22 protein-coding genes and 2 tRNA genes are annotated in these 21,086 nt (G+C 72.5%); 6 read left to right on the top strand and 18 right to left on the bottom strand.

Annotation, left to right across the window (positions count from 1 at the left end; translation table 11 throughout):
• The first annotated feature begins 195 nt into the window (after positions 1-195).
• On the top strand, positions 196-2,745 hold the full coding sequence (gene hrpB / locus ACFV3I_RS04955; protein ID WP_378822468.1) for an ATP-dependent helicase HrpB: 2,550 nt from the start codon (positions 196-198) through the stop codon (positions 2,743-2,745).
• A 15-nt stretch (positions 2,746-2,760) separates the two neighbouring features.
• Here hrpB and ACFV3I_RS04950 read toward each other — a convergent pair whose 3' ends face one another.
• The 5 genes from ACFV3I_RS04950 to ACFV3I_RS04930 all read right to left on the bottom strand — a co-directional run bounded on the left by ACFV3I_RS04950 (position 2,761) and on the right by ACFV3I_RS04930 (position 7,336).
• The gene (locus tag ACFV3I_RS04950; protein WP_136028994.1) at positions 2,761-3,495 is read right to left on the bottom strand and encodes an ABC transporter permease; all 735 of its coding nucleotides are present in this window, start codon (positions 3,493-3,495) and stop codon (positions 2,761-2,763) included.
• On the bottom strand, positions 3,492-4,274 hold the full coding sequence (locus ACFV3I_RS04945; protein ID WP_247638353.1) for an ABC transporter ATP-binding protein: 783 nt from the start codon (positions 4,272-4,274) through the stop codon (positions 3,492-3,494). The genes ACFV3I_RS04950 and ACFV3I_RS04945 overlap by 4 nt, the downstream gene beginning before the upstream one ends.
• A gap of 55 nt (positions 4,275-4,329) precedes the next feature.
• Entirely contained in the window at positions 4,330-4,926 is a 597-nt protein-coding gene (locus ACFV3I_RS04940; protein ID WP_136028991.1) for a TetR family transcriptional regulator, read from the bottom strand.
• 49 nt (positions 4,927-4,975) lie between these two features.
• Positions 4,976-5,731, bottom strand: a complete 756-nt coding sequence (locus ACFV3I_RS04935; protein ID WP_136028989.1) for an AAA family ATPase — start codon at positions 5,729-5,731, stop codon at positions 4,976-4,978.
• 108 nt (positions 5,732-5,839) lie between these two features.
• Positions 5,840-7,336, bottom strand: coding sequence for an L-serine ammonia-lyase, iron-sulfur-dependent, subunit alpha (locus ACFV3I_RS04930; protein WP_247638352.1), 1,497 nt, complete (start codon positions 7,334-7,336; stop codon positions 5,840-5,842).
• A gap of 148 nt (positions 7,337-7,484) precedes the next feature.
• Here ACFV3I_RS04930 and ACFV3I_RS04925 point away from each other — a divergent pair, with 148 nt between their 5' ends.
• A complete protein-coding gene (locus ACFV3I_RS04925; protein ID WP_136045091.1) occupies positions 7,485-7,844 on the top strand; it encodes a hypothetical protein in 360 nt (119 codons plus the stop codon).
• 63 nt (positions 7,845-7,907) lie between these two features.
• On the opposite strand, the gene ACFV3I_RS04920 is transcribed toward ACFV3I_RS04925, so the two are convergent.
• Positions 7,908-9,638 (bottom strand): L-aspartate oxidase, encoded by a 1,731-nt coding sequence (locus ACFV3I_RS04920; protein ID WP_247638351.1) that lies wholly within the window; start codon positions 9,636-9,638, stop codon positions 7,908-7,910.
• 71 nt (positions 9,639-9,709) lie between these two features.
• Between ACFV3I_RS04920 and ACFV3I_RS04915 the strand changes: the two genes are divergently transcribed.
• Entirely contained in the window at positions 9,710-10,654 is a 945-nt protein-coding gene (locus tag ACFV3I_RS04915; protein ID WP_372490570.1) for a LysR family transcriptional regulator, read from the top strand.
• A 71-nt stretch (positions 10,655-10,725) separates the two neighbouring features.
• Here ACFV3I_RS04915 and ACFV3I_RS04910 read toward each other — a convergent pair.
• Positions 10,726-10,798 (bottom strand) — tRNA-Arg (locus ACFV3I_RS04910).
• Positions 10,799-10,862: 64 nt separating this feature from the next.
• Positions 10,863-11,447, bottom strand: coding sequence for an asparagine synthase (locus ACFV3I_RS04905; RefSeq protein WP_136028978.1), 585 nt, complete (start codon positions 11,445-11,447; stop codon positions 10,863-10,865).
• Between the two features lie 133 nt (positions 11,448-11,580).
• Between ACFV3I_RS04905 and ACFV3I_RS04900 the strand changes: the two genes are divergently transcribed.
• Positions 11,581-12,420 (top strand): SDR family oxidoreductase, encoded by an 840-nt coding sequence (locus ACFV3I_RS04900; protein WP_247638350.1) that lies wholly within the window; start codon positions 11,581-11,583, stop codon positions 12,418-12,420.
• Positions 12,421-12,428: 8 nt separating this feature from the next.
• Here ACFV3I_RS04900 and ACFV3I_RS04895 read toward each other — a convergent pair whose 3' ends face one another.
• From ACFV3I_RS04895 to ACFV3I_RS04855, 9 genes are all read right to left on the bottom strand, one after another.
• A complete protein-coding gene (locus ACFV3I_RS04895) occupies positions 12,429-13,280 on the bottom strand; it encodes a hypothetical protein (protein WP_240745301.1) in 852 nt (283 codons plus the stop codon).
• An 8-nt stretch (positions 13,281-13,288) separates the two neighbouring features.
• Positions 13,289-13,534 (bottom strand): hypothetical protein, encoded by a 246-nt coding sequence (locus ACFV3I_RS04890; RefSeq protein WP_136028972.1) that lies wholly within the window; start codon positions 13,532-13,534, stop codon positions 13,289-13,291.
• Between the two features lie 94 nt (positions 13,535-13,628).
• Positions 13,629-14,291, bottom strand: coding sequence for a GntR family transcriptional regulator (locus ACFV3I_RS04885; protein ID WP_247638349.1), 663 nt, complete (start codon positions 14,289-14,291; stop codon positions 13,629-13,631).
• 79 nt (positions 14,292-14,370) lie between these two features.
• Positions 14,371-15,012 carry an NADPH-dependent F420 reductase gene (locus ACFV3I_RS04880; protein WP_136028968.1) on the bottom strand — a complete coding sequence of 214 codons (642 nt, stop codon included), beginning with the start codon at positions 15,010-15,012 and terminating at the stop codon, positions 14,371-14,373.
• A 58-nt stretch (positions 15,013-15,070) separates the two neighbouring features.
• Complete coding sequence (sufU, locus tag ACFV3I_RS04875; RefSeq protein WP_378822466.1) at positions 15,071-15,505, bottom strand: Fe-S cluster assembly sulfur transfer protein SufU; 435 nt, start codon at positions 15,503-15,505, stop codon at positions 15,071-15,073.
• Positions 15,502-16,809 carry an aminotransferase class V-fold PLP-dependent enzyme gene (locus ACFV3I_RS04870; RefSeq protein WP_136035604.1) on the bottom strand — a complete coding sequence of 436 codons (1,308 nt, stop codon included), beginning with the start codon at positions 16,807-16,809 and terminating at the stop codon, positions 15,502-15,504. Before ACFV3I_RS04870 ends, sufU begins: the two co-directional genes overlap by 4 nt.
• 48 nt (positions 16,810-16,857) lie before the next feature.
• Complete coding sequence (locus tag ACFV3I_RS04865) at positions 16,858-17,661, bottom strand: DUF1206 domain-containing protein (RefSeq protein WP_136035603.1); 804 nt, start codon at positions 17,659-17,661, stop codon at positions 16,858-16,860.
• A gap of 67 nt (positions 17,662-17,728) precedes the next feature.
• Positions 17,729-18,364 (bottom strand): GyrI-like domain-containing protein, encoded by a 636-nt coding sequence (locus ACFV3I_RS04860; protein WP_247638348.1) that lies wholly within the window; start codon positions 18,362-18,364, stop codon positions 17,729-17,731.
• Between the two features lie 96 nt (positions 18,365-18,460).
• Entirely contained in the window at positions 18,461-19,324 is an 864-nt protein-coding gene (locus ACFV3I_RS04855) for an AraC family transcriptional regulator (protein ID WP_247638347.1), read from the bottom strand.
• Between the two features lie 178 nt (positions 19,325-19,502).
• Here ACFV3I_RS04855 and ACFV3I_RS04850 point away from each other — a divergent pair, with 178 nt between their 5' ends.
• The gene (locus tag ACFV3I_RS04850) at positions 19,503-20,021 is read left to right on the top strand and encodes a hypothetical protein (protein WP_247638346.1); all 519 of its coding nucleotides are present in this window, start codon (positions 19,503-19,505) and stop codon (positions 20,019-20,021) included.
• Between the two features lie 94 nt (positions 20,022-20,115).
• On the opposite strand, the gene ACFV3I_RS04845 is transcribed toward ACFV3I_RS04850, so the two are convergent.
• Positions 20,116-20,207, bottom strand: a tRNA-Ser gene (locus ACFV3I_RS04845).
• 158 nt (positions 20,208-20,365) lie between these two features.
• Here ACFV3I_RS04845 and ACFV3I_RS04840 point away from each other — a divergent pair.
• A complete protein-coding gene (locus ACFV3I_RS04840; RefSeq protein ID WP_136028680.1) occupies positions 20,366-21,070 on the top strand; it encodes a potassium channel family protein in 705 nt (234 codons plus the stop codon).
• Positions 21,071-21,086 lie beyond the last annotated feature (16 nt).

The raw sequence follows: 21,086 nt of genomic DNA, 5'->3' as shown, positions 1-21,086 counted from the left end.
GCGGAGTGAGCGATTGCCACCACGGAGTAAGCGCGACAGGACAGCGGATGCCGCGGCCCACCGGGTCGCGGCATCCGCTGTCTGCGTCCGGCGACGTACACGACTCCTCGATTCCTGAGCCTCGGGTGGGCTGAGGGCCCGATCGGAGGCCGGCGGCGCAGGAGGGGACACGTCGTGAACCGGCAGACTGGGGCGATGACGTCCGCCGCCTTCGACCTCGCCGCGATCGGCGCTGGGCTCTCGTTCGCGGCCGCCCTCCCCGACGTCGCTGCGGCCCTCGACGTCGACCATGCGGTCGTGGTGAGCGCTCCGCCCGGCACCGGCAAGACCACACTCGTCCCGCCCCTGCTCGCCTCTCGCGTTCCCGGCCGCGTGATCGTGACACAACCCCGCCGCGTGGCGGCACGCGCAGCGGCCCGACGACTCGCGCAGCTCGACGGCTCCACCCTGGGCGAGCGCGTGGGATTCACCGTGCGCGGCGAGCGCTCCGTCGGACCGTCGACCCGGGTCGAGTTCGTCACGGCCGGGGTGCTGCTGCGGCGGCTGCTCGACGACCCGGGCCTCGACGGCGTTGACGCCGTGATCATCGACGAGGTGCACGAGCGAGCTCTCGAGACCGACCTGCTGATCGGGCTGCTGTCGGAGGTGCGGCAGCTGCGCGACGACCTGACGCTCGTCGCGATGTCCGCGACCCTCGACGCCGCCCGCATCGCCGGCGTCATCGGCACAGACGAGCGTCCGGCTGCCGTCGTCGAGCACGCGGTGCCCGCCTTTCCGCTCACCGAGCGCTGGGCGCCGAGCCCCGGCCCGCGGCTCGACGAGCGCGGGGTGACGTGGGGGTTCCTGGATCACGTCGCCCGCACCACCGTCTCCGCCGCGCGCGACCTGACCCGCGACGATCCGACCGCCGACGTGCTGGTCTTCGCACCGGGAGCTCGCGAGGTGGCGGAGATCGCCCGCCGCGTCCGTGACGCCGACGGGTCGTACGACGTGCGCGAGCTGCACGGTCAGCTCCCCGCCGCCGCGCAGGACGCCGTGATCCGCGGGAGGCGCGCCTCCGAGCCGCCGCGCATCATCGTCACGACGTCGCTCGCCGAATCGTCGCTCACCGTGCCGGGGGTGCGCCTGGTGGTGGACAGCTGCCTGGCGCGACAGCCGCAGCGCGACGCCGCCCGCGGGATGACAGGACTCGTCACGACCGCCGCACCCCGCTCCTCGTGCGTGCAGCGCGCCGGCCGCGCCACGCGTCAGGGACCGGGCATCGTGGTGCGCTGCGTCGACGAACGCACCTACGCCGCGGCACCCGCCCGCCCCGCCCCCGAGATCGCGGTGGCCGATCTGACGGATGCCGCACTGCTGCTCGCGTGCTGGGGTGCGCCCGGCGGCGCGGGACTGCGCCTGATCGACCCACCGCCGGCCGACAGCCTGGCGGACGCCCTGACGGTGCTGGGCGCACTCGGCGCGATCGACGACGAAGGACGCGCCACCGTCGAGGGCCGTGACCTGGCGCGGATCCCGACCGACCCGCGGCTCGCCCGCGCGCTCCGCGACGGCAGTCCGCTCGTGGGTGCGGCGCTGGCGGCCGAGGTCGTCGCCCTGCTGAGCGGCGACGTGCGCATCGCCGATGCCGACGCGGCGCAGGCGCTCGTCGCTCTCCGCAGCGGACGCACTCCCGACGCCCGGTGGCGCACCGACGCGGATCGCCTCCGACGACTGGTCCCCGCGACGCCGGGCGTCCGCTCCGGTCTCGACGGCACGGGTCTCGTGATCGCCCTCGCCTTCCCCGAGCGGATCGCGCAGCGAGTCGAGCGCACGGCCGACGGGGCGACGTTCCTGCTCGCGTCCGGCACCAGGGCGGGGATGCGCGGACCGCTCGCGGCGTCGGAGTGGATCGCGGTCGCCGACGTCACGCGCGCCGCGGGGCGTGCGGCGGCAGGGTCGGGAGCGATCATCCGTGCCGCTGCGGCGCTGTCCGAGGCGCAGATGGAGCGGGCCGCACAGCACCTGATGACCGACCGGGTCGAGGCCGCGTTCACGAACGGACGCGTGCAGGCCAGGCGCGAGCGCCGCATCGGCGCGATCCTGCGAGCTTCGGTGCCGGTGCGTGCCTCCGCCGACGAGGGCAGAGATGCCGTTCGCCGGGCGCTGCAACGCGACGGGCTCGGCGTGTTCGCGTGGTCGGAGGCGGCCGACACCCTGCGTCGTCGTCTGTCGCTGGTGCGGCGCGAGCTCGGCGACCCGTGGCCCGACGTGTCGGATGCCGGCCTGCTCGCGACCCTCGACGCGTGGCTCGGGCCCGAGCTCGACGCCCTCGCCGCCGGCACTCCGGCGGCACGGATCGACCTGGCCTCGCCGTTGCGCCGGCTGCTCCCCTGGCCCGAGGCGTCGCGCCTCGATGCCCTCGTCCCCGAGCGGCTCGAGGTGCCCAGCGGCTCGCGCGTGCGGATCGGCTATCCCGACGCGGACGACACGTCCGCGCGCCCCGTTGTGGCTGTGAAGCTGCAGGAGTGCTTCGGCTGGGCCGAGACTCCCCGACTCGTCGACGACCGCGTGCCCGTGCTGTTCCACCTGCTGTCCCCCGCCGGGCGTCCGCTCGCGGTCACCGACGATCTCGCGTCGTTCTGGTCGGGGCCGTACGCGCAGGTGCGCGCCGAGATGCGCGGACGCTACCCCAAGCACCCCTGGCCGGAGGACCCGTGGTCGGCCGCCCCCACCCGACACACGAAGAACCGCACGCCGCGCTGAGCGGAGGCCGCCTGGTCAGGCCGTGCGACGCCGCAGCGTGAGCGACGCGAGCACGAGCGCTCCGACGCAGAACGCGACCACCACGAGCAGCGGGCGGTACACGTCCCACCCGCCGTCGCCCGCGGCGACCGCGTTGATCGTGTCGATCGCGTAGCTGAGCGGCAGCCAGTCCGAGATCGTGTGCAGAACGTCGGGCATCTGGTCGCGCGGCATGAACAGCCCGCCGAGGATGATCTGCGGGAACACCAGCACCGGCATGAACTGCACCGCCTGGAACTCCGTCTGCGCGAACGCACTCGCGAGCAGCCCGAGCGCGGTGCCGAGCAGGGCGTCGACCACCGCGACCAGGCCCAGCTGCCACAGCTCGCCCTCCACGTCGAGCCCGCACACCCCCACCGCGAACGACACCGTGATCACCGCCTGCAGCAGTGCCATGAGCCCGAAGGCCAGGGCATACCCGAGGATGAAGTCGGCCTTGCCGAGCGGGGTGGTCATGAGCCGTTCGAGGGTGCCGGAGCGGCGCTCGCGCAGCGTGGTGATCGAGGTGATGAGGAACATCACGATGAACGGGAACAGTGCCAGGATCGCCCCGCCGAACTGGTCGAACACGCCCTCCTGCTCCGCGAACAGCCAGGCGAACAGTCCGACCAGCAGGCTGGGGGCGACGAGCATCAGCGCGATCGAGCGAGGGTCGTGCCGCAGCTGCGTCAGCACGCGGGCCGCGGTCGCGAACATGCGGCGGCCGTTCATTCCCCCTGCTCCTCTCCGTGCTCCCGGGCACCGCGTCGGGATCGGCGCGTGATGTGCTCTGCCGCACGGTCCCGTTCGATCAGCGTGAGGAAGGCCGCCTCCGGATCCGCGGCGCCCGTGTCGGCCAGCAGCGACGCGGGCGTCGTGTCGGCGATGATCCGCCCGTCGCGCATCAGCAGCAGCCGATCGCAGCGCAGCGCCTCGTCCATCACGTGGCTGGAGACGATCAGGGTCACGCCGCGGTCGGCCAGGCCGCGGAACAGGGTCCACAGGTCGGCGCGCAGCACGGGGTCGAGGCCGACGGTCGGCTCGTCCAGCACGATCAGCTCCGGCGCGCCGACGAGGGCCATCGCGAGGGAGACGCGCGTGGACTGCCCGCCGCTGAGCGACTCGACCAGCTGGCCCGCCTGGCCCCGCAACCCGACCTCGTCGATCACGCGCTCCACATCGCCCCGGGGAGCCCCGAGCAGCGCGGCGACGTAGACGAGGTTCTGCCGCACCGTGAGGTCGCCGTACACCGCCGCACCCTGGGTGCCGTAGGCCACCCGGTTCCGGAGCTGTCGCGATCCGCCCGGCTCGCCCAGCACGGTCACGTCGCCCGATTCGACGCGCTGGACCCCCACGATCGAGCGCATGAGGGTGGTCTTGCCGCAGCCGGAGGGACCCAGCAGTCCGGTGACCTGTCCGCGCGGGATGGTGAGGTCGACGCCGTCGAACACCCGCACCTTTCCCCGTCGCACCCGGAGCTGCGCGATCGCGACCGCCGCGTTATTCATCATGCGATGAATTATGCGCCCGCTGTGCCCCCACGGTCAACGGCGAGGAGCCGCGGTCTCAGTCGAACAGGTACCGCTGCACCGTGGGACCGACGCGGTGCACGAGGTCGCCGATGTCCGCCGCCGCGAGGGGCCCGAGCGCCAGCACGTAGCGCGTCACGATCAGTCCCGCGATCTGCGAGGCCACCAGCGTCGCGCGCAGCTCCGCATCGGGAACGGCCAGCAGCTTCGCGATGCGCCCGATCAGCTCGCGCGCCAGGAAGCCCGCGAGCAGCGGCGAGGTGACGCGGCTGCCGAGCGCCGTGCGGATCAGCATGACACCGCGGCGCCGCACCTCGGGGCGCTCGAACGCCTCCAGCACGTAGCGCACCAGCCGCTCGCCCACCTCGTCCCGCGGCCCCGCGACGATGCCGGGCACGTCGATGTCGGGTCGCAGCGGTATCCCGACCGCCTCCGCGAAGAGGTCGGCCTTGGTGCCGAAGTAGTGGTGCACGAGTGCCGAGTCCACCCCGGCGCGCCCCGCGATCGAGCGGACCGTCGAGCCGTCGTACCCCTGCTCGCCGAACTCGTCGACCGCGGCCGCCAGGATGCGCTCGCGCGAGTCCGTCCCCCCGCGCGGGCGACCGCGTCGGCGGGGTGCGGTGTGCTCGGTCATGCCCGCCAGCCTACGACCCGCACGACGGCGGCCTCCCGCCGGACGCGGCTCAGTCCAGCAGGTGTCGCAGGTACCGGCCGGGCTCGCCGAGGAACGAGCGCCAGTGCCGCACGAGCTCCAGGTCTTCCCAGGCCGCCGGGCGCAGACCCCACTCCCCCACCTCCAGGATCGTCGCTCCCGGAAGAGCGGCGAGGACCGGGGAGTGCGTCGCGCACAGCACCTGGCCTCCCTCGTCGGCGATGCGCCGCAGCACGGCCATCAGCGACAGCGTCGACGTGAACGACAGCGCGGCCTCCGGCTCGTCGAGGCAGTAGAACCCGGGATCGTCGAACCGGCTCTCGAGCACGGCCAGGAACGACTCGCCGTGACTCATCTCGTGGAACGACACCTCGGCGCCGCTCGTCGACGGGTTCTCCTCCAGGTAGGTGTAGAAGGAGTGCATCGTCTCGGCGCGGAGGAAGAAGCCCCAGCGATCGGCGCCGATACCGCGCTGCAGCCGCAACCAGCTCGACAGCTCGGACTCGGTCGCCCTGGTGCGGTGTCGCGCCTGCCGCGAGCCGCCCTCGGGCGACAGGCCGTACGCGATCGCGATGCCCTCCACCAGGGTGGACTTGCCGCTGCCGTTCTCACCGACGAGGAAGGTCACACCGGGGTCGAGGTCGATGCCCTCCCGCAGCACTTGCGCCACCGCGGGAATGCTCGTGGGCCAGCGGCCATCGATGGGCGGGGCATCCGAGGACGCCCGGACCGAGACGACCGGCTGCTGCCTTCGCCGTGTGGACGTCGGCTCCCAGAACGAGTCCATCCGCACCCTCCCGCTCTCCGGCCCCGCCACGAGGGTATCCGCCGGGTCCGACAGGCCGCGCGTCGACGTCCGCTCCGAGGCTATCCGTCGGCTCCGACACCCGCCCGCTCAGCACTCGATGACGTTGACCGCGAGACCGCCCTCGCTCGTCTCCTTGTACTTGGTCGACATGTCCGCCCCCGTCTGCCGCATGGTCTCGACCACGGCATCGAGCGAGACGTAGTGGCTGCCGTCACCGCGCAGGGCGAGGCGGGCCGCGGTCACCGCGGTCGAGGCGGCGATCGCGTTCCGTTCGATGCACGGGATCTGCACCAGCCCGCCGATCGGGTCGCACGTGAGGCCGAGGTGGTGCTCCATGGCGATCTCGGCCGCGTTCTCGATCTGCCGGTTCGTGCCGCCCATCACGGCCGTGAGCCCGCCGGCGGCCATCGCGCACGCGGAGCCGACCTCGGCCTGGCACCCGCCCTCCGCGCCGGAGATGGAGGCATTGGCCTTGAACAGCGAGCCGAGCGCGGTCGCGGTGAGCAGGAAGCGACGGATGCCGCGGCGGCGGTTGGCCTCGGCGACCGCCGGGTCTTCGCGTTCCTCGGCCGCGGTGACCGGTGGCGGCGTGCCCTCGAAGCCCAGCAGTGCGCTGCCGACGAGCTCGCCGTACGGGGTGACGGCGTTGCCGGCGCCGAGGCCGGAGTCCGCCAGGAACCGCCACCAGTACATCGCCACGGCCGGAAGGATCCCCGCGGCGCCGTTCGTCGGTGCCGTCACGACGCGGCCGCCCGCCGCGTTCTCCTCGTTCACCGCGAGCGCGAACGCCCCGAGCCACTCGCCCGGGAGCTCGCGGTGCCCCTCGGCCTCGACCGCCTCGAGCTGGCCGCGGATCGTGCCCGCCCGTCGCTTGACCTTGAGGATCCCCGGCAGCACACCGTCGGCGTGCAGCCCCGCATCGACGCACCCCGACATCGCATCCCAGATGGCGTCGAGCCCGGCCGCCACCTCCGCTTCGCTGCGCAGCGCCATCTCGTTGCGGCGCGCGACCTCCGCGATCGACAGGCCCTCCTCGTCGCACAGCGCCAGGAGCGACGCGGCATCGGCGTACGGGTAGGGGAACGCGCCCGTCGAGATCTTCGCCGCTTCGCCGTCGCGCCGGATGAACCCGCCGCCGATGGAGTAGTAGGTGTCCTCGGCCACCACGGCGCCGTCCGCGGCGGTGGCGGTCAGGGTCATGGCGTTGGGGTGACCGGGCAGACGCGTGCGCGGCGCGAACACGATGTCGTCCTTCGCGAACGCCACGTCGTGGACCCTGCCGAGGCGCAGGGCGGCGCCGTCGGGGAACTCCTGCCACGCGGCCCGCACGGCGGCCGGGTCGCACGTCTCGGGGCGGAGGCCGCGGAGCCCGGCGACCACCGCGTCGGGCGTGCCGTGGCCGATGCCGGTCGCGCCCAGGGAGCCGTACAGCGTGCAGCCGACGCGGGTGACGCGGCCCAGCTCGCCCGACGCCGTGAGCCGCTGCGCGAAGTCGACGGCCGCGCGCATGGGGCCGACGGTGTGCGAGCTCGACGGCCCCACTCCGATGGAGAACAGGTCGAAGGCCGAGACGTACGCAGTCACCCCTCCAGGCTACGCCGGGTTCCGGCATCTCGGTTCATCGTGGTTAACCCGAGCGCGTCGGGGACCCGGCCGCCCGCCCGTCAAGCCCCTTCAGCTCGGCCGCTCGGCGGGGCACGCTGGAGGCACGACAGCGCAGGAAGGGACGATCATGACCACCAGCACTCCCGAACCCGAAGCCCCCGAGCCGGAGTCCACGGACGAGCTCTCGGCCGAGGCGCAGACGCCCACCCCGACCCCGGCGTCGGAGGGCCAGACCACGCACGCCCCCACCGCCGACGCGGACGAGGGCGAGGCGAGCACTCCGCCGGAGGCCGAGTCGCCGGAGGACGCCGACCCGTCCGAGGTGCCGAGCACGGAGGAGCTCGAAGAGCCGAGCACCGAGAAGGCCCCGGGCCAGGAGCCGAAGGCACCGGAGCGGAAGGGCGACCCCGAACCCGACCACGAGGCGGTCGGCATCGGCGTGATCGGACAGCCCCAGGTCGGCGAGAACGACCCCTCGGGGCAGTGACGCCCCCGTCGCTCCTCCCTGGATCGCTCTGACGAACAACGGGAGGAGCGACGGGCCAGATGGTTACTCCACGAGCTTCCCGGCGGTGTCGACGTCGCGCATCAGCTCGGCGATCTCGGCGGGGACGGGCGGGATCTCCTCGCGGGTGACGCCGGTCGCGGGCGACCACACCAGGTTGACCTGCAGCGTCGGATCGGTGTCGGGGTAGTCGCTGCGGTTGTGGCAGCCACGCGTCTCGCGCCGTTCCCGCGCCGCCTCCAGCGTGGCACGGGCGGCGAGCGCGGAGGCCTTCAGATCGAACGCGTGGGCGAGGTCCTGGAACCCGGCGATGTCCGGGTGGATGCCGATGTCCTCCATGCGCCCTTCGATCAGGTCGAGATCGGCGAGCCCGGCCCGCAGCCCCTCCTCCGAGCGCACCACTCCGGCGTACTCGGTCATGAGGTTGCGGATCGCGCGCTGCAGGGCGCGCACGTTCTCGCGCCCCTCGGCCGCGAGCAGGTCGTCGATCTCGGCGCGGGCCGCCGCGACCGCCCCCGCCGACCGCCGCTGGGCGTCGAGCCCCGCGGCGTGCGCCATCGCCGCCTGACCGACGATCCGCCCGTACACGAGCAGCTCGATCAGCGAGTTGCCGCCCAGCCGGTTCGCACCGTGCAGCCCGCTCGACGCCTCGCCGATCGCGTAGAGGCCCTCGACATCGGTGCCGTGGTCCTCGGACCGCACCCAGACGCCGCCCATCGAATAGTGCGCGGTGGGGGCGATCTCGATCGGGTCGGTCGTGATGTCGAGCATCTGCAGCTCCATCATCGTCTGGTAGACGCGCGGCAGCCGGGTCATGATCGTCTCGCGCGGCAGGTGCGACACGTCGAGCCACACGCCGCCGTTCTCGGTGCCGCGCCCCTCCTGGATCTCGGTGTACGCGGCGAGCGCGACGCGGTCGCGCGTGGAGAGCTCCTTCCGCTCGGGGTCGTAGCGCTCCATGAATCGCTCGCCGAGCGCGTTGCGCAGGATGCCGCCCTCGCCGCGCGCCGCCTCCGAGATGAGCGTCCCTGCCGCGTTCTCCGGCTCGATGATGCCGGAGGGGTGGAACTGCACGAGCTCGGGATCGCGCAGTCGCGCGCCCGCGTCGACGGCGAGCCGGAAGGAGTCGCCCGTGTTCTCGTCGCGTCGGGAGGAGGTGCGCCGCCAGATGCGGTTGTGGCCTCCGGCCGCGAGGATCACGGCGTCGGCGTGGATGAGATAGCGGGTGCCGTCGGCCTGGTCGAAGCCGTACGCGCCGAACACGACGTTGTCGCGCACGAGCAGGCGGGTGATGTAGACGTTGTCGAGGATCGGGACGTCGAGCTGCTCGGCCCTGCGGACCAGGGTGCGCTGGATCTCGAGCCCCGTGTAGTCGCCCGAGAACGCGGTGCGACGGTAGGTGTGCGCGCCGAAGAACCGCTGGGAGATGCGACCGTCGTCCTCGCGGGCGAAGTCCATGCCCCAGCGCTCGAGGTCGCGGATGCCGCGCTCGGCGCCGCGCGTCACCACCTCGACGGTGTGCGGGTTGGCCAGGAGGTAGCTCTCCTTGATGGTGTCGGCGGCGTGCTGCTGCCAGCTGTCGTCGGCGTCCATCGTGCCGAGGGCCGCGTTGATGCCGCCCGCCGCGAGGGAGGTGTGGGCGTCCTGACGGGGGCGTTTGCCCACGGCGAGCACGTCGACGCCGTGTTCGGCGACCTCGATCGCCGCCCGCAGGCCGGAGCCGCCGGTGCCGATCACGAGGACCGTGGTGGAGATCTGTCGTTCGGGTGCAGTCATGATCTCGACGCTAGTTAGGACAACCTAATAACTCCAATGCATAGTTCGAGTGGAAACCATACGGGTAGGCTATGGCCATGAACCTCGAGCAACTCCGCGGGTTCGTCGAAGTCGCCCGCCTCGGACACTTCACCCGCGCCTCCGAGCACCTGCACCTGGCCCAACCGTCGCTGAGCCGACAGATCTCCACGCTCGAACGCGAGCTCGGCGCCGAGCTGTTCCACCGCGCCCGTGGCCACATCGCGCTGACGGCGGCCGGGGAGACACTGCTCCCCCGCGCCCAGCGCATGCTCGCCGAAGCCGACGCCATCCGCGACGAGATGGGCGAACTCGCGGGGCTCCGGCGCGGCCGTGTGCGGCTCGGGGCACCGCCCACGCTGTGCATCAGCCTCGTCGCCGAAGCCCTCAGCTCGTTCCACGACTCCTACCCCGAGGTCGACCTGCACCTGATCGAGGGCGGCTCCCGCCTCCTGGTCGAGCAGCTCGCGGTCGGCGCCGTCGACATGGCCCTCATCACCCAGTCCGACGGTCCGCCGCCGGCCGGGGTCAGCCTCACCCGCACACCGTTGCTCGCGGAGGAACTGGTCGTGGTCTCCTCGGCCGCACGCCCGCCGGTCGCCCGCACCCCCGCGATCCCGCTCAGCCACCTGGCGACCCTGCCGCTCATCGCCTTCGACGAGAGCTACGAGCTGCGGGCCACGACCGATGCCGCCTTCCGCGCCGCCGACCTCACCCCGAACCTGGTGCTGGAGGGCGGCGAGATGGACTCCGTGCTGCGCTTCGTCGAACGAGGGCTCGGCGTCGCCGTGGTGCCCGCGATGGTCCTGTTCGACCGGCCGACGCTGCGGTCCGTGCGGCTCGCCCACCCCGCCATGACCCGCACCGTCAGCCTGGCCCACCGGTCCGACGTCAGCCCCGCCGTCGCGGTCGCCGCCATGCGGCAGGTCATCCTGACCACGGCGTCCGACGTCGCCCGCCGCGACCCCGCGATCACGAGCCTGCTCGACACGGACTGAGACATCCGGCCGGGATGCAGAAACGGCCCCCGCCGAAGCGGAGGCCGTATCGTCACTGTCTCAACACAGTGTGCGCCCGAAGGGACTCGAACCCCTAACCTTCTGATCCGTAGTCAGATGCTCTATCCATTGAGCTACGGGCGCCCAGCCCGCTCAGCGGGCCGTAGAACAGCCTACAACAGTCGCGAGACGAAAGCGAAACGAGGGGTCAGTCGCCCTTCGCCGCCGCCTTCTCCTGCTTCTTGCGGCGCTTCTCCTTCGCCCGCTGCGCCGACGACAGCGCCTGCAGGTCCACCAGGCGCAGCGCCTGCATCCGGGCCTCGCGCATCCGCGCGTAGTCGGGGTCCTGCTCCGGTCGCATGCCCTCCACGCGCAGCCGCCGGTCGAGGTTGTGGCGGACGTCGGCCCATGCCGCGGCCCTCGCCTCCTCGACGATCGCCTCGAGCTGCTGCCGGTCGTCCATCATCTCCCGCAGCCGCTGGGCCACCCCGGTCGACTGCTTCGCGCGGCGACGGAGGTTGCGCACATCGCGGTCGCGGTAGTCGTGCGTGCCGACCGGATCGGAGTGCCGCCCCCTGGCCCGCTTGCGCAGCGCCGTGACGGTGGCCGCCGCCTCCTCCGACTCCTCGGCCATCGCGCGCAGGGCCTCGCGCGCGTCGTCGACGTAGCGGTCGAGATCGAACACGCCGCCCTCTGCGATGGTGCCGATGAGGATGTGGTTCTTCACGGCGAGGCGCGCGGCGGCCGTCGCGATCGCGACGCCTTCGGCGATGGCATCCGCAGTCCGTCCCACCGGCACCTCCTCTCCACGAGCGTACCGGTATCGATGCGGCCCGGTCTCGGCCAGAATGGTTCGGCATCCAGCATCTCGCAGGCGTCCGACATCGGTCGGCGACCGCCCGGATCGCACGCGCAGGGAGGCGGCGATGAAGCATCTCGACCTGGTCGGCAGCACCACCGTCATCACGGGCGCCGCGAACGGCATGGGGGCCGAGATCGCGAGGCTGCTCGCTCCCCGCGGCGTGCACCTGGCCCTCCTCGACCACGACCGTGCCGCGCTCGACGCCCTCGCGACCGAGCTGGCCGGCACCACCGTCACGACGCACGTGGTCGACCTCCGCGACGACGACGCGGTCTTCGCGACCGCCGCGCAGATCGCCGCCGTGCATCCGCGGATCACCGCCCTGATCACGTGCGCCGGCTCGTCCATGCTCGGCGACCTCGACCAGCTGACCATGGAGGAGATGCGCTGGCTGACCGACGTGAACCTCTGGGGCACGGTGTCGATCACCAAGGCCCTGCTGCCGTCGCTCCGTGCCGCGCCGGCCGCCCACATCACGCACCTGGCGAGCGTGTACGCCCTGGCCGCTCCCGCCGGCCGCATCCCGTACGCGCTGAGCAAGTTCGCCGTCCGCGGCTTCTCCGAGGCGCTGCGCCACGAGCTCGAGGGCACGACCGTCTCGGTCGGCGCGGTCTACCCGGCGGGCGTGCGCACCGGCATCATCCTGCACGGGCGGTACGCCGCCGCGATCGACCCCGCGGTCGCCGCCCGCGCCGCCGCCGCGCAGGCCGCGATGTACCACACCGACCCCGCCGACGCGGCTGCGCGCATCGTCCGCGCCACCGAGCGCCGAGCCGCCCGCACGATGGTCGGACGGGAGGCACGACTGATCGACGCGCTCGTGCGGCTCGCCCCGACCGCCTACTGGCGGGCCCTGCGCCGGCCGCTGCGTGCCGCGATCGACACCAGGACCCCGGTCGACTGAGCGGAGCCTCAGCGCACCGCGCCCACCCAGATGCCCGACGCCCAGGCCTGCTGTTCCCCGTTGCAGCCGACCGATCCGGGGAAGCCGCGCACCACGGCCATGCAGTTGGCGAGGAACTCCGGATCGTTGCCGAACAGCGCCCCGTAGGAGCCCGACGAGGTGAGGGCGCCCCACACGCGGAACTGATAGATGTGCGCCAGCTCGTGCGCCATCGCCCAGTTCAGGCGGCCGGTGCTCCAGCCCGCGATGTCGGCGCGGTACTTGATGTACCCGTTGCTGTTCGCGCACGCGGGGGCGTTGCCGCCGGCGCACGACGACGACTCGTACAGCCCCACGCCGCCACCGCCCACGCGGTCGAGGGCGGCGCGCACGCGCGCGTAGCCGTCCGGCCCGCTCGTGCTCCAGGCGGGGCCGCCCGGGCCCGGGTTCTGCGACGCCTGCCACGACGCGACCTCGGTGCCGATCTTGGCCGTGATCGCATGGATCGTGGCCGTGGCCGCGACCACCGTGGCGGGGTCGTCGTCTTCGGCGAGCACGGTCTGCTGCACCGACAGCGCCGAAGCGCGATGCGTGGCCGTGTCGACCTTGCCGTCGGCGCCCTGCAGGGCGGTGTTCAGCGCCGCGAGCTCGGTGAGGAACGCCGGGCGCACCTCCAGCACCGCTGCCCGATCGGACGTCGTCTGCTCGGCGCCTTCGATCGAGGCGGCCAGATAGTCGGTGCGCTGGGTGGCATCGCGGTACTGCCCGGTGAGGGCGCGCAGTTCGGCGATCGCGTCGAGCCGCTCGTGCTCCAGTGCGTCGGCGCGGGCGAGCACGCCGACGGCGAGCAGCACGGCGGCAGACAGGGTGACCGCGAGCACGCGCCGGATCACTTCAGGAACCCCGTGGTGTCGGCGATCTTCGCATCCTGCTCCGCGATCTGGGCGCGCAGGGCCGTGAGCTGCGCGGCCAGCTCCAGGTTGTCTCCGCGCGACGCCTCCAGCGCATCCTCCACGCGCGCGATCTCCGCCTTCACCGCGGCGACGGAGGCGGCGCGCTCCTGATCGGCGACGACCACGAGCGCGGCACCGCCCAGCAGCAGCAGGCCCCCGATGACGACAGCAAGACGGCGCATCCCGCTCCCCAGACAGCGACAGTGACCGGACCGGTTCCGACCGCACCAATATACAGCCGCGGTCCCGCGCTTCGTGGGCCGGTCGCGCGACGGATCAGAGTGCGACGTCGGCGCGGAACAGCCGCCGCTCGGCGGCCGCATGCCCGCTGGCCAGGTGCGCGGGCAGAAGCGTGCGCAGCCGTTCGACGTCGCGCGCGGCGACGGCTTCCAGGATCACCCGGTGCTCCTCGGCCATCGCGACCAGGTCGTCGTGCTGCCCGAACAGCCAGCGCAGCCGGGTGAGGAACACCGCGATGAGCTCGCCGAGCATCTCGTTCCCGGCCAGGTCCACCGCGACCTCGTGGAACTCGGCGGCCGTGCGGCGCGCGGTCTCCGCGTCACCGTCTCGGGCCGCCGCCGCCTCCCGCTCATACGTGTGACGCAGCCGGGCGAGGCCGACCTCGTCGTGACGCTCCGCCGCGAATACGAAGATGAGGGTCTCGATGGCCTCTCGCACCTCGGCGAACGCGCGGATGTCGTCGTGCGTGAACTCCCGCACCACCGCCCACGAACGCGGTCGAGCGGTCACGACGCCCTCCGCGACCAGGGTACGGATGGCCTCGCGGACGGGAAGCCGCGAGACGTGCAGCTCGGCCGCGATGTCGCGTTCCACGAGCCGGGCGCCGGGGGGTCGCCGGCCCAGCACGATGTCGTCGCGCAGGATCCTCGTGACCCTGACCGACTCGAGCTCGCCGCCCGCCCCCATAGCCCCCGCCATCCGGGCATTGTCCCACCCCGGCCGGGGTTCCTCAACTTTTGGTATCCCAGCCGGGGTGGACGGGCTCGCCCGCGGCGACTCAGGGCAGGCGGTTCGCCTTCGCCAGGTTCGCCGTCAGCTCCTCGGCGTTCTGGCGCGTGACGTACGCGGGACGGTCGCGCTCGACCCGCCACGACTCGCTCAGCGGGCCGATGTTCACGGTGTCGAAGCCCGCCTGGTCGTAGAACCGGGTCACGAACGCCACCGCCTCGGCGTCGTCACCCGCGGTCGCCAGCGCGCGACGGTCCGGGGTGCCGGCCGGGGTGCCGCCGGTCGTGATGTCGCTCGCGTAGATGTGGTTGAACGCCTTGGCGATCTTCGAGGTCGGCAGCTGCTGCTGCAGCAGCTCGGACGTGGTCGTCTCGCCCCGGTCGAGAGCCTCGATGTGACCGTCACGCTCGAAGTAGTAGTTGTTGGTGTCGAGCACGATCTTGCCCGCCAGCTGCTCGGTCGGCAGCTGGTCGATCGCGTGCAGCGGCACGGTCACCACCGCCACGTCGGCGGCCGCCGCCGCCTCCTCCGCGGTCGCCGCCCGCGCCTTCGGGCCCAGCTCCGCGACGAGGTCGGCCAGCGTCTCCGGGCCGCGCGAGTTCGCGATCACCACGTCGTAGCCGTTCGCCACCGCGACGCGCGCGACCTGGCTGCCGATGTTGCCTGCACCGATGATTCCGAGAGTAGTCATGTTCGGCCCAACGCCGAGCGGGCGACTCTATTCCCGTGAATCGGTCATCGGGGACGGCTCACAGGCGCGTCAGTGCGTCCTCGGTCGCCACCCACGCGAGCATCGCGCACTTCACGCGCGCGACGTACTTCGAGACCCCGCCGAGCGCGGCCGCGTCGCCGAGCAGCTCCTCATCGGGTGCGATCGTGCCGCGCGAGCGCATGGCGTCGCGGAACGCCGCGATGCGCACCTCGAGCTCCGCCACGCTGAGCCCCTCGGCGAGCTCGGCCAGCAGCGACGCGGACGCCTGCGAGATCGCGCACCCGTGCCCCTCCCACGCGATGGCATCGATCGTCCCGTCGTCGCCCCGGTGCACCTGCAGGGTGATCTCGTCACCGCACGTCGGGTTGAGCTGGTGCGACTGCGCCGGGATCTCGTCGCGCAGCCCGTAGCCGTGCGGCGTGCGCGAGTGGTCGAGGATCAGTTCCTGGTACAGGCTCTGCAGGTCGCTCATGCGCCCCTCCGGAAGAAGTCGATCGCCCCGGCGACACCCGCGATCACGGCGTCGACCTCGGCCTCGGTCGTGTACAGGTACGTGCTGGCCCTGGTCGACGACGTGACCCCGAGCCGCCGGTGCAGCGGCTGCGCGCAGTGGTGCCCGACACGCACCGCAATGCCCAGGTCGTCGAGGAACTGTCCGACGTCGTGCGCGTGGATGCCCGCCACGTCGAAGCTCGCGAGTCCCACGCGCGGCAGATCGATGCCGGCTCCGAGCACGCGCACGCCGTCGATCGCGCGGAGCCCGTCCACCAGGCGCCGGCCGAAGGCGGCCTCGTGCGCGGCGATGCGCGACATGCCCACCTCGTCCAGGTAGCCGACCGCCGCGGCGAGCGCGATCGCCTGCGACACCCGCTGCGTGCCCGCCTCGAAGCGCTGCGGCGGCGGCAGGTACTCGGCCTCGGTCGTGGTGACGGTCGTGATCATCGAGCCGCCCGTGAGGAACGGGGGCATCGCGGCCAGCACCTCGCGCCGGCCGTACAGCGCACCGATGCCCGTCGGCCCCAGCATCTTGTGGCCGGAGAGCACCGCGAAGTCCACGCCCAGCGCCCGCACGTCGAGCGGCAGGTGCGGGGCGGACTGGCACGCGTCGAGCAGCGTCAGGGCACCGACCCCGCGGGCGAGCGCGACCAGCTCGTCGACCGGGTTGATCACGCCGAGCACGTTGGACACGTGCGTGAAGGCGATCAGTTTCGTGCGCTCGGTGACGAGCTCGGCGGCTACGTCGAGCCGGAGGGCGCCGTCGTCGTCGAGCGGGATCACCCGCAGCGTGGCGCCCGTGCGCGCCGCGAGCTCCTGCCACGGGATGAGGTTGGCGTGGTGCTCCATCTCGGTGGTGACGATCTCGTCTCCCTCGCGGAGGCGCAGGCGCTCCGCGGCCGTGCCGCCGCGTCCGAGCGAGGCATTCGAGAGGGAGTAGGCGACGAGGTTGATCGCCTCGGTCGCGTTCGAGGTCCATACGATCTCGTCGTCGTCGGCACCGACGAAGCGGGCGACGGCGGCCCGCGCATCCTCGAACAGCTCGGTCGCCTCGGCCGCCAGCGTGTGCGCACCCCGGTGCACCGCGGCGTTCATCGTGGTCGCGTAGTCGCGCTCGGCGTCGAGCACGGCGTCCGGTCGCTGCGACGTCGCGCCGGAGTCGAGGTACACCAGCGGATGGCCGTTCACCTGCGCGCGCAGGATCGGGAAGTCCCCGCGGATCCGCTGCACCTCGGTCTCGGTCAGCGGTGCGATCACGTCGACTCCGGGAGAAGCGCTCATCGTTCCAGTCTCCCATCTCCCGGACGCGGCCGGCGCGGGGGTCTGGGGCTACGACATGCGCGCGAGCCGGGCCCTGGCCATGCAGAACACGCCGTACAGGGCGAACCCCACCCCCACCGCGCCGAGCACCAGCCCGCCCAGCGGCAGCGCGAGCAGGCTGTGCAGCGCCGCATCCAGTCCCGCCGCCTTCTCCGGGTCCTGGGTGACCGCGGCGACCACGAAAAGCACCCCCGTCACGGCGACCGCGACGCCCTTGCCGAGGTAGCCCGCCACCCCGAGCACCACGATGCCCGCGCGCCCCGCGCCGGTCGGCAGCTCGATCAGCTTCTCGAACGACCGCGTGATGCCGCTGCCGATGAAGCCGAGGCCCACGCCGACCACCGACAAGCCGAGGATCACCAGCAGCGCCACGCCACCGGGCGCCGACAGCACGATCTCGCTGAGCGTGCGCGACGCGTCCTCCGACTCAGCACGACCGCCCACCGCGTAGATGGTCGCGAGGACCGCGACCACGAGATAGGAGCCCGAGATCCCGGCGAGCTTGATACGGCGGCCCCACTTCTTCGTCTCCGCGGGGTCGGCGGCGAGGAAGGCGCTGGCGATCTGCCAGGCGGCGAGCGCGATGAGGCCCACCGCGATCGACAGCAGCAGCAACCCGCCGATGGGGTTGTCGCGGATGCGCTCCATCGCCCCGTCCTGGTCGGCGTCGCCCGAACCGCCCACCGCGATGCTGAGGGCGATCGCGCCGATCACGACGTGGATGAGCCCCAGCACGACGAAGCCGACACGGGCGGTCCTCCGGAACGCGGTCGAGTCCTTCGCCGCGCGCGCCGCATGCTTCACGCTGCTCATGGGGGAAGCGTATCGCTCGGCATCCGAGCCGAAGAGGGGGTTGCTTTCGTCCGCGCCCGCGGTGAACTCACTCGACCCGCGCGACCGGCTGCCGCAGGATCGTGCGGAGTTTCGCGGGGTCGGTGCGGCGGATGTCGCTCAGGTACACCTCGTGGTGCCGACCGGTCATGCGCAGTCCGTGCTCCGGGATGAAGCGGTGGTGCAGCTCATCGAGCACCGGGGCCTCGTCGTCGAAGGGGCCGACGTGGAGCGTCTGCACGCACAGCCCCTCGTGCAGGGTCTCCAGCCGCACGGAGCGCAGGGCCGGCAGGGGCTCGCGCTTCTTCGCGCTCTTCGCCTCGACGGTATCGACCGCCCGCGCGAAGAGGTCGGGGGTCACGTGGTCGCCCACCAGGAGAAGCAGCGTCCACTCCCACTGCGACTTGTCCCGGCGCGACGTGAACGACGCCATGTCGGCCGCGTGCCACAGCCCCTCGAGCGGCATCACGACGGTGTCGATGCCGAGCTCTTCACGGCTCGCGAACTTGAGCGTGTACGCCAGGGGGAACAGCGCCGCCACGGCCTGCGCATACACGGGCGAGGTGTTGGGGTCTCCCGCGCCGTCGATCATGAGGTACCGCAGCGGCGGCACCTCGAGCACGCGGAACTCTCCGCGTCGTGCGCGGTAGGAGTCGAGGGTCTTCTTGGGGTCGATGGCCGCCATCGCCTGCCTCTCTGGGTGGGACTGCCCGGTGCGGCACAGTGTGCCAGGGGCCTCCGACACCGGGGCGGGACGGCTCGGCCGCCCCGCCCCGGTGACTCACTCCGCTTCCACGGGCAGCCACAGCTCGCACGAGGCCGTGTCTCCGCGGAACTCGCGATACCGCACCATCGACGGACCGGGGCGCAGTCGCCACGGGTTCGACGGGAACCACTCGGTCGCGGTGGCCGCCCACAGGTCCTGCAGGGTCTGCGGGAACGGGCCGTCGGCGGCGAACACGGCCCAGGTGCCCGCCTCGAGCCGCAGCACGTCGAGATCCTCCGGCACCGGGGTCGTCTCCTCCAGCGCGACGCCGTGGAGATACGTGAGCGGTGTGCCCTCGGGCGCGTCCGGCTCCACGTCGGCTGTCACGGCGAGGATGCCCGAGGGCTCCGCGTCGTTCAGACGCTTGAGCCGCGCGTGCTCCTCCGCCGGGATGGCCGCGATGTGCTGCTGGATGTGCGGGTTCTCGCCGCGGTGGATCAGCGGGACCTGCGTGGCATGACCGACCAGCTGGAGGGCGGGTCGGGGGGTGATGGTGACGTCCATCGGGGTGCTCCCTTCGACGCTCAGGCGGAACCGGAGCGTGGGTTGTGTACGGAGAGGACCCCCGTCACGGCGCGCCTCGGCCGGACCGATGCCGTGCACGGCGCGGAACGCCCTGCCGAACGCCTCGACCGAGCCGTAGCCGTGCCGCACGGCCACGTCGAGCAGGCTCGGCGCACCGCCGACCAGTTCCGCGGCGGCGATCGTCATCCGCCGACGGCGCACGTACTCCGACACGGGCATGCCCGCGAGGGCGGAGAACATCCGCCGCAGGTGGTACTCGGTCGTGCCGTGCGCACGCGCGACGGCCGCGACGTCGAGCTCCTGGTCTGGCGCGGCTTCGACGCGGTCGATCAGGGCGTTGAGGGTGCCGATCATGGGTTCCTCCTTTCCCCACCAGCGTGTCCGTCCATCGGGGTGCGGCACCCGATCATTCTGGTCCGTTCCGGTCGTGTGCCGCCGCTCCCCGTGCACCGTTCACACCCCGTTCAGACCCTGTGTGAACACGCATCCCGTATCGTCGGAGTTTCTGGGGGAGCACGGGGAGCGAGTCGGCATGCAGGTGAGAGACCTCCTCTTCGGCGTCCCCTCCGGCCTCCCGCCGCTCGCAGACACCGAGGATCCGTTCGCCGACGCCCTGGCTCTCGTGGACGCTCAGGTCACGCGCGTGATCGTCGACATCCCGGCCGGCGTGGTCGGGGTGCTGCTGGAACTGCGCCAGTCGACCCGGCTCCGCGGCACGACGGCCCTGCTGCGGGTGACCGGGGCGGTGCGCCAGGAGTGGACGGGCTCCGCGTCGGCCAACCGCTTCACGGCGTGGTCGATCACGGACGCTGCGGTCGACCGCGACCTCACCGCGATCCGCATCGCCCTGCACTGCCTGCCGGCGGGGTCGCTGCACCTGACCGGGACCGCGGCGGACTTCGTGCTGCTCTCCGCGCGACCCGATCGCACGCCGCCCTCCTCGACCGATCCCGCCGCCCTGCTCCGGTTCGGCGTGGTCGACGAGTCCACCGTGTGCGACCCGCTCGGCGCCGCGCACCTGCGCTCCTCGGCACCGTTCCCGCGCCACTGAGCGGCGACCGCACGGGCGGACCGCAGGCTACTCGCGCTGCGCGATCGCTCGAGATCGAGCGCCGTACCGTGATCGCGGTTCGAGGGGGAAGAACTGGCGGAGACGAGGGGATTTGAACCCCTGGTCCCCGTAAGGGGACTCCACCTTAGCAGGGTGGTGCACTAGGCCGGACTATGCGACGTCTCCAGGCATCCGGCCCGAGAGCGCGGATGCACTCGACCAGTGTAACGGGTTCGACGCGCCCTGACGAACCGCGGCCACGGCCGCGCCTCCCGACCCGCGCGCGACCGGCTGGGATACTGGCCGCGCGCGGGAGTCACACCACCGCGACGGAGAGGATCGCCATGAATCCGCACCCGCACGTCGGCGCTTCCCTGGGCACCGAGGACAGCGCCTGGAGCTACCGGGCGGTCGGCTACGCGATCGTGCTGCTGCTCTTGGGCGTCTCGTACGGCCTGTGCGCCGCGCAGCCGAGCGCCGACCCGAGCCCGTGGGCGTTCCTGGTCATGCTCGCGACGGTCGCGATCGTGTTCCGCGTGACGGGCGCCCGTGCGCTCGTGCAGCGGGTGACGTGGGTCGTGCTGTCCACCGCGGGCGCGGCGGCCCTGCTGGCGACCTTCTTCGGCACCGGCAGTCCCGCCCTGGCGGTCGGGCTGTCTGCGGCCTCGATGGTGGCACTGCTCGTCGCACCGTGGGCGATCATCGCGCATCAGGTCACGCGACGCGGGCTCGACATCGAGGCGCTGCTCGCCGCGGTGACGGCGTACATCCTGGTGGGGATGTTCTTCGCCTTCGCGTACAACCTCGCCTCGCAGTTCCTGTCGCAACCGCTCTTCATCGGAGCGGAGACCGACTCGCTCGGCGATCAGCTGTTTTTCTCCTTCACCGCCCTCACCACGACCGGCTACGGCAACCTCATCCCCCGGGGTGCCGGCATGCAGGCCGTCGCGGTGGCCGAGGGCATCACGGGGCAGCTGTTCCTGATCACGGCGGTCGCCCGCATCATGCGCGGCGCGAGCGCCCAGCACCGGTCGTCAGCCTCAGCCTGACGGCATCGCCGGCGGG

The organism is Microbacterium sp. NPDC059771, assembly GCF_042732495.1.
In the GTDB taxonomy this organism is placed as follows: Bacteria; Actinomycetota; Actinomycetes; order Actinomycetales; family Microbacteriaceae; genus Microbacterium; species Microbacterium sufflavum.
Note: the sequence above shows the minus strand (reverse complement) of the source record. Positions and strands in the feature narration are given on the sequence as shown.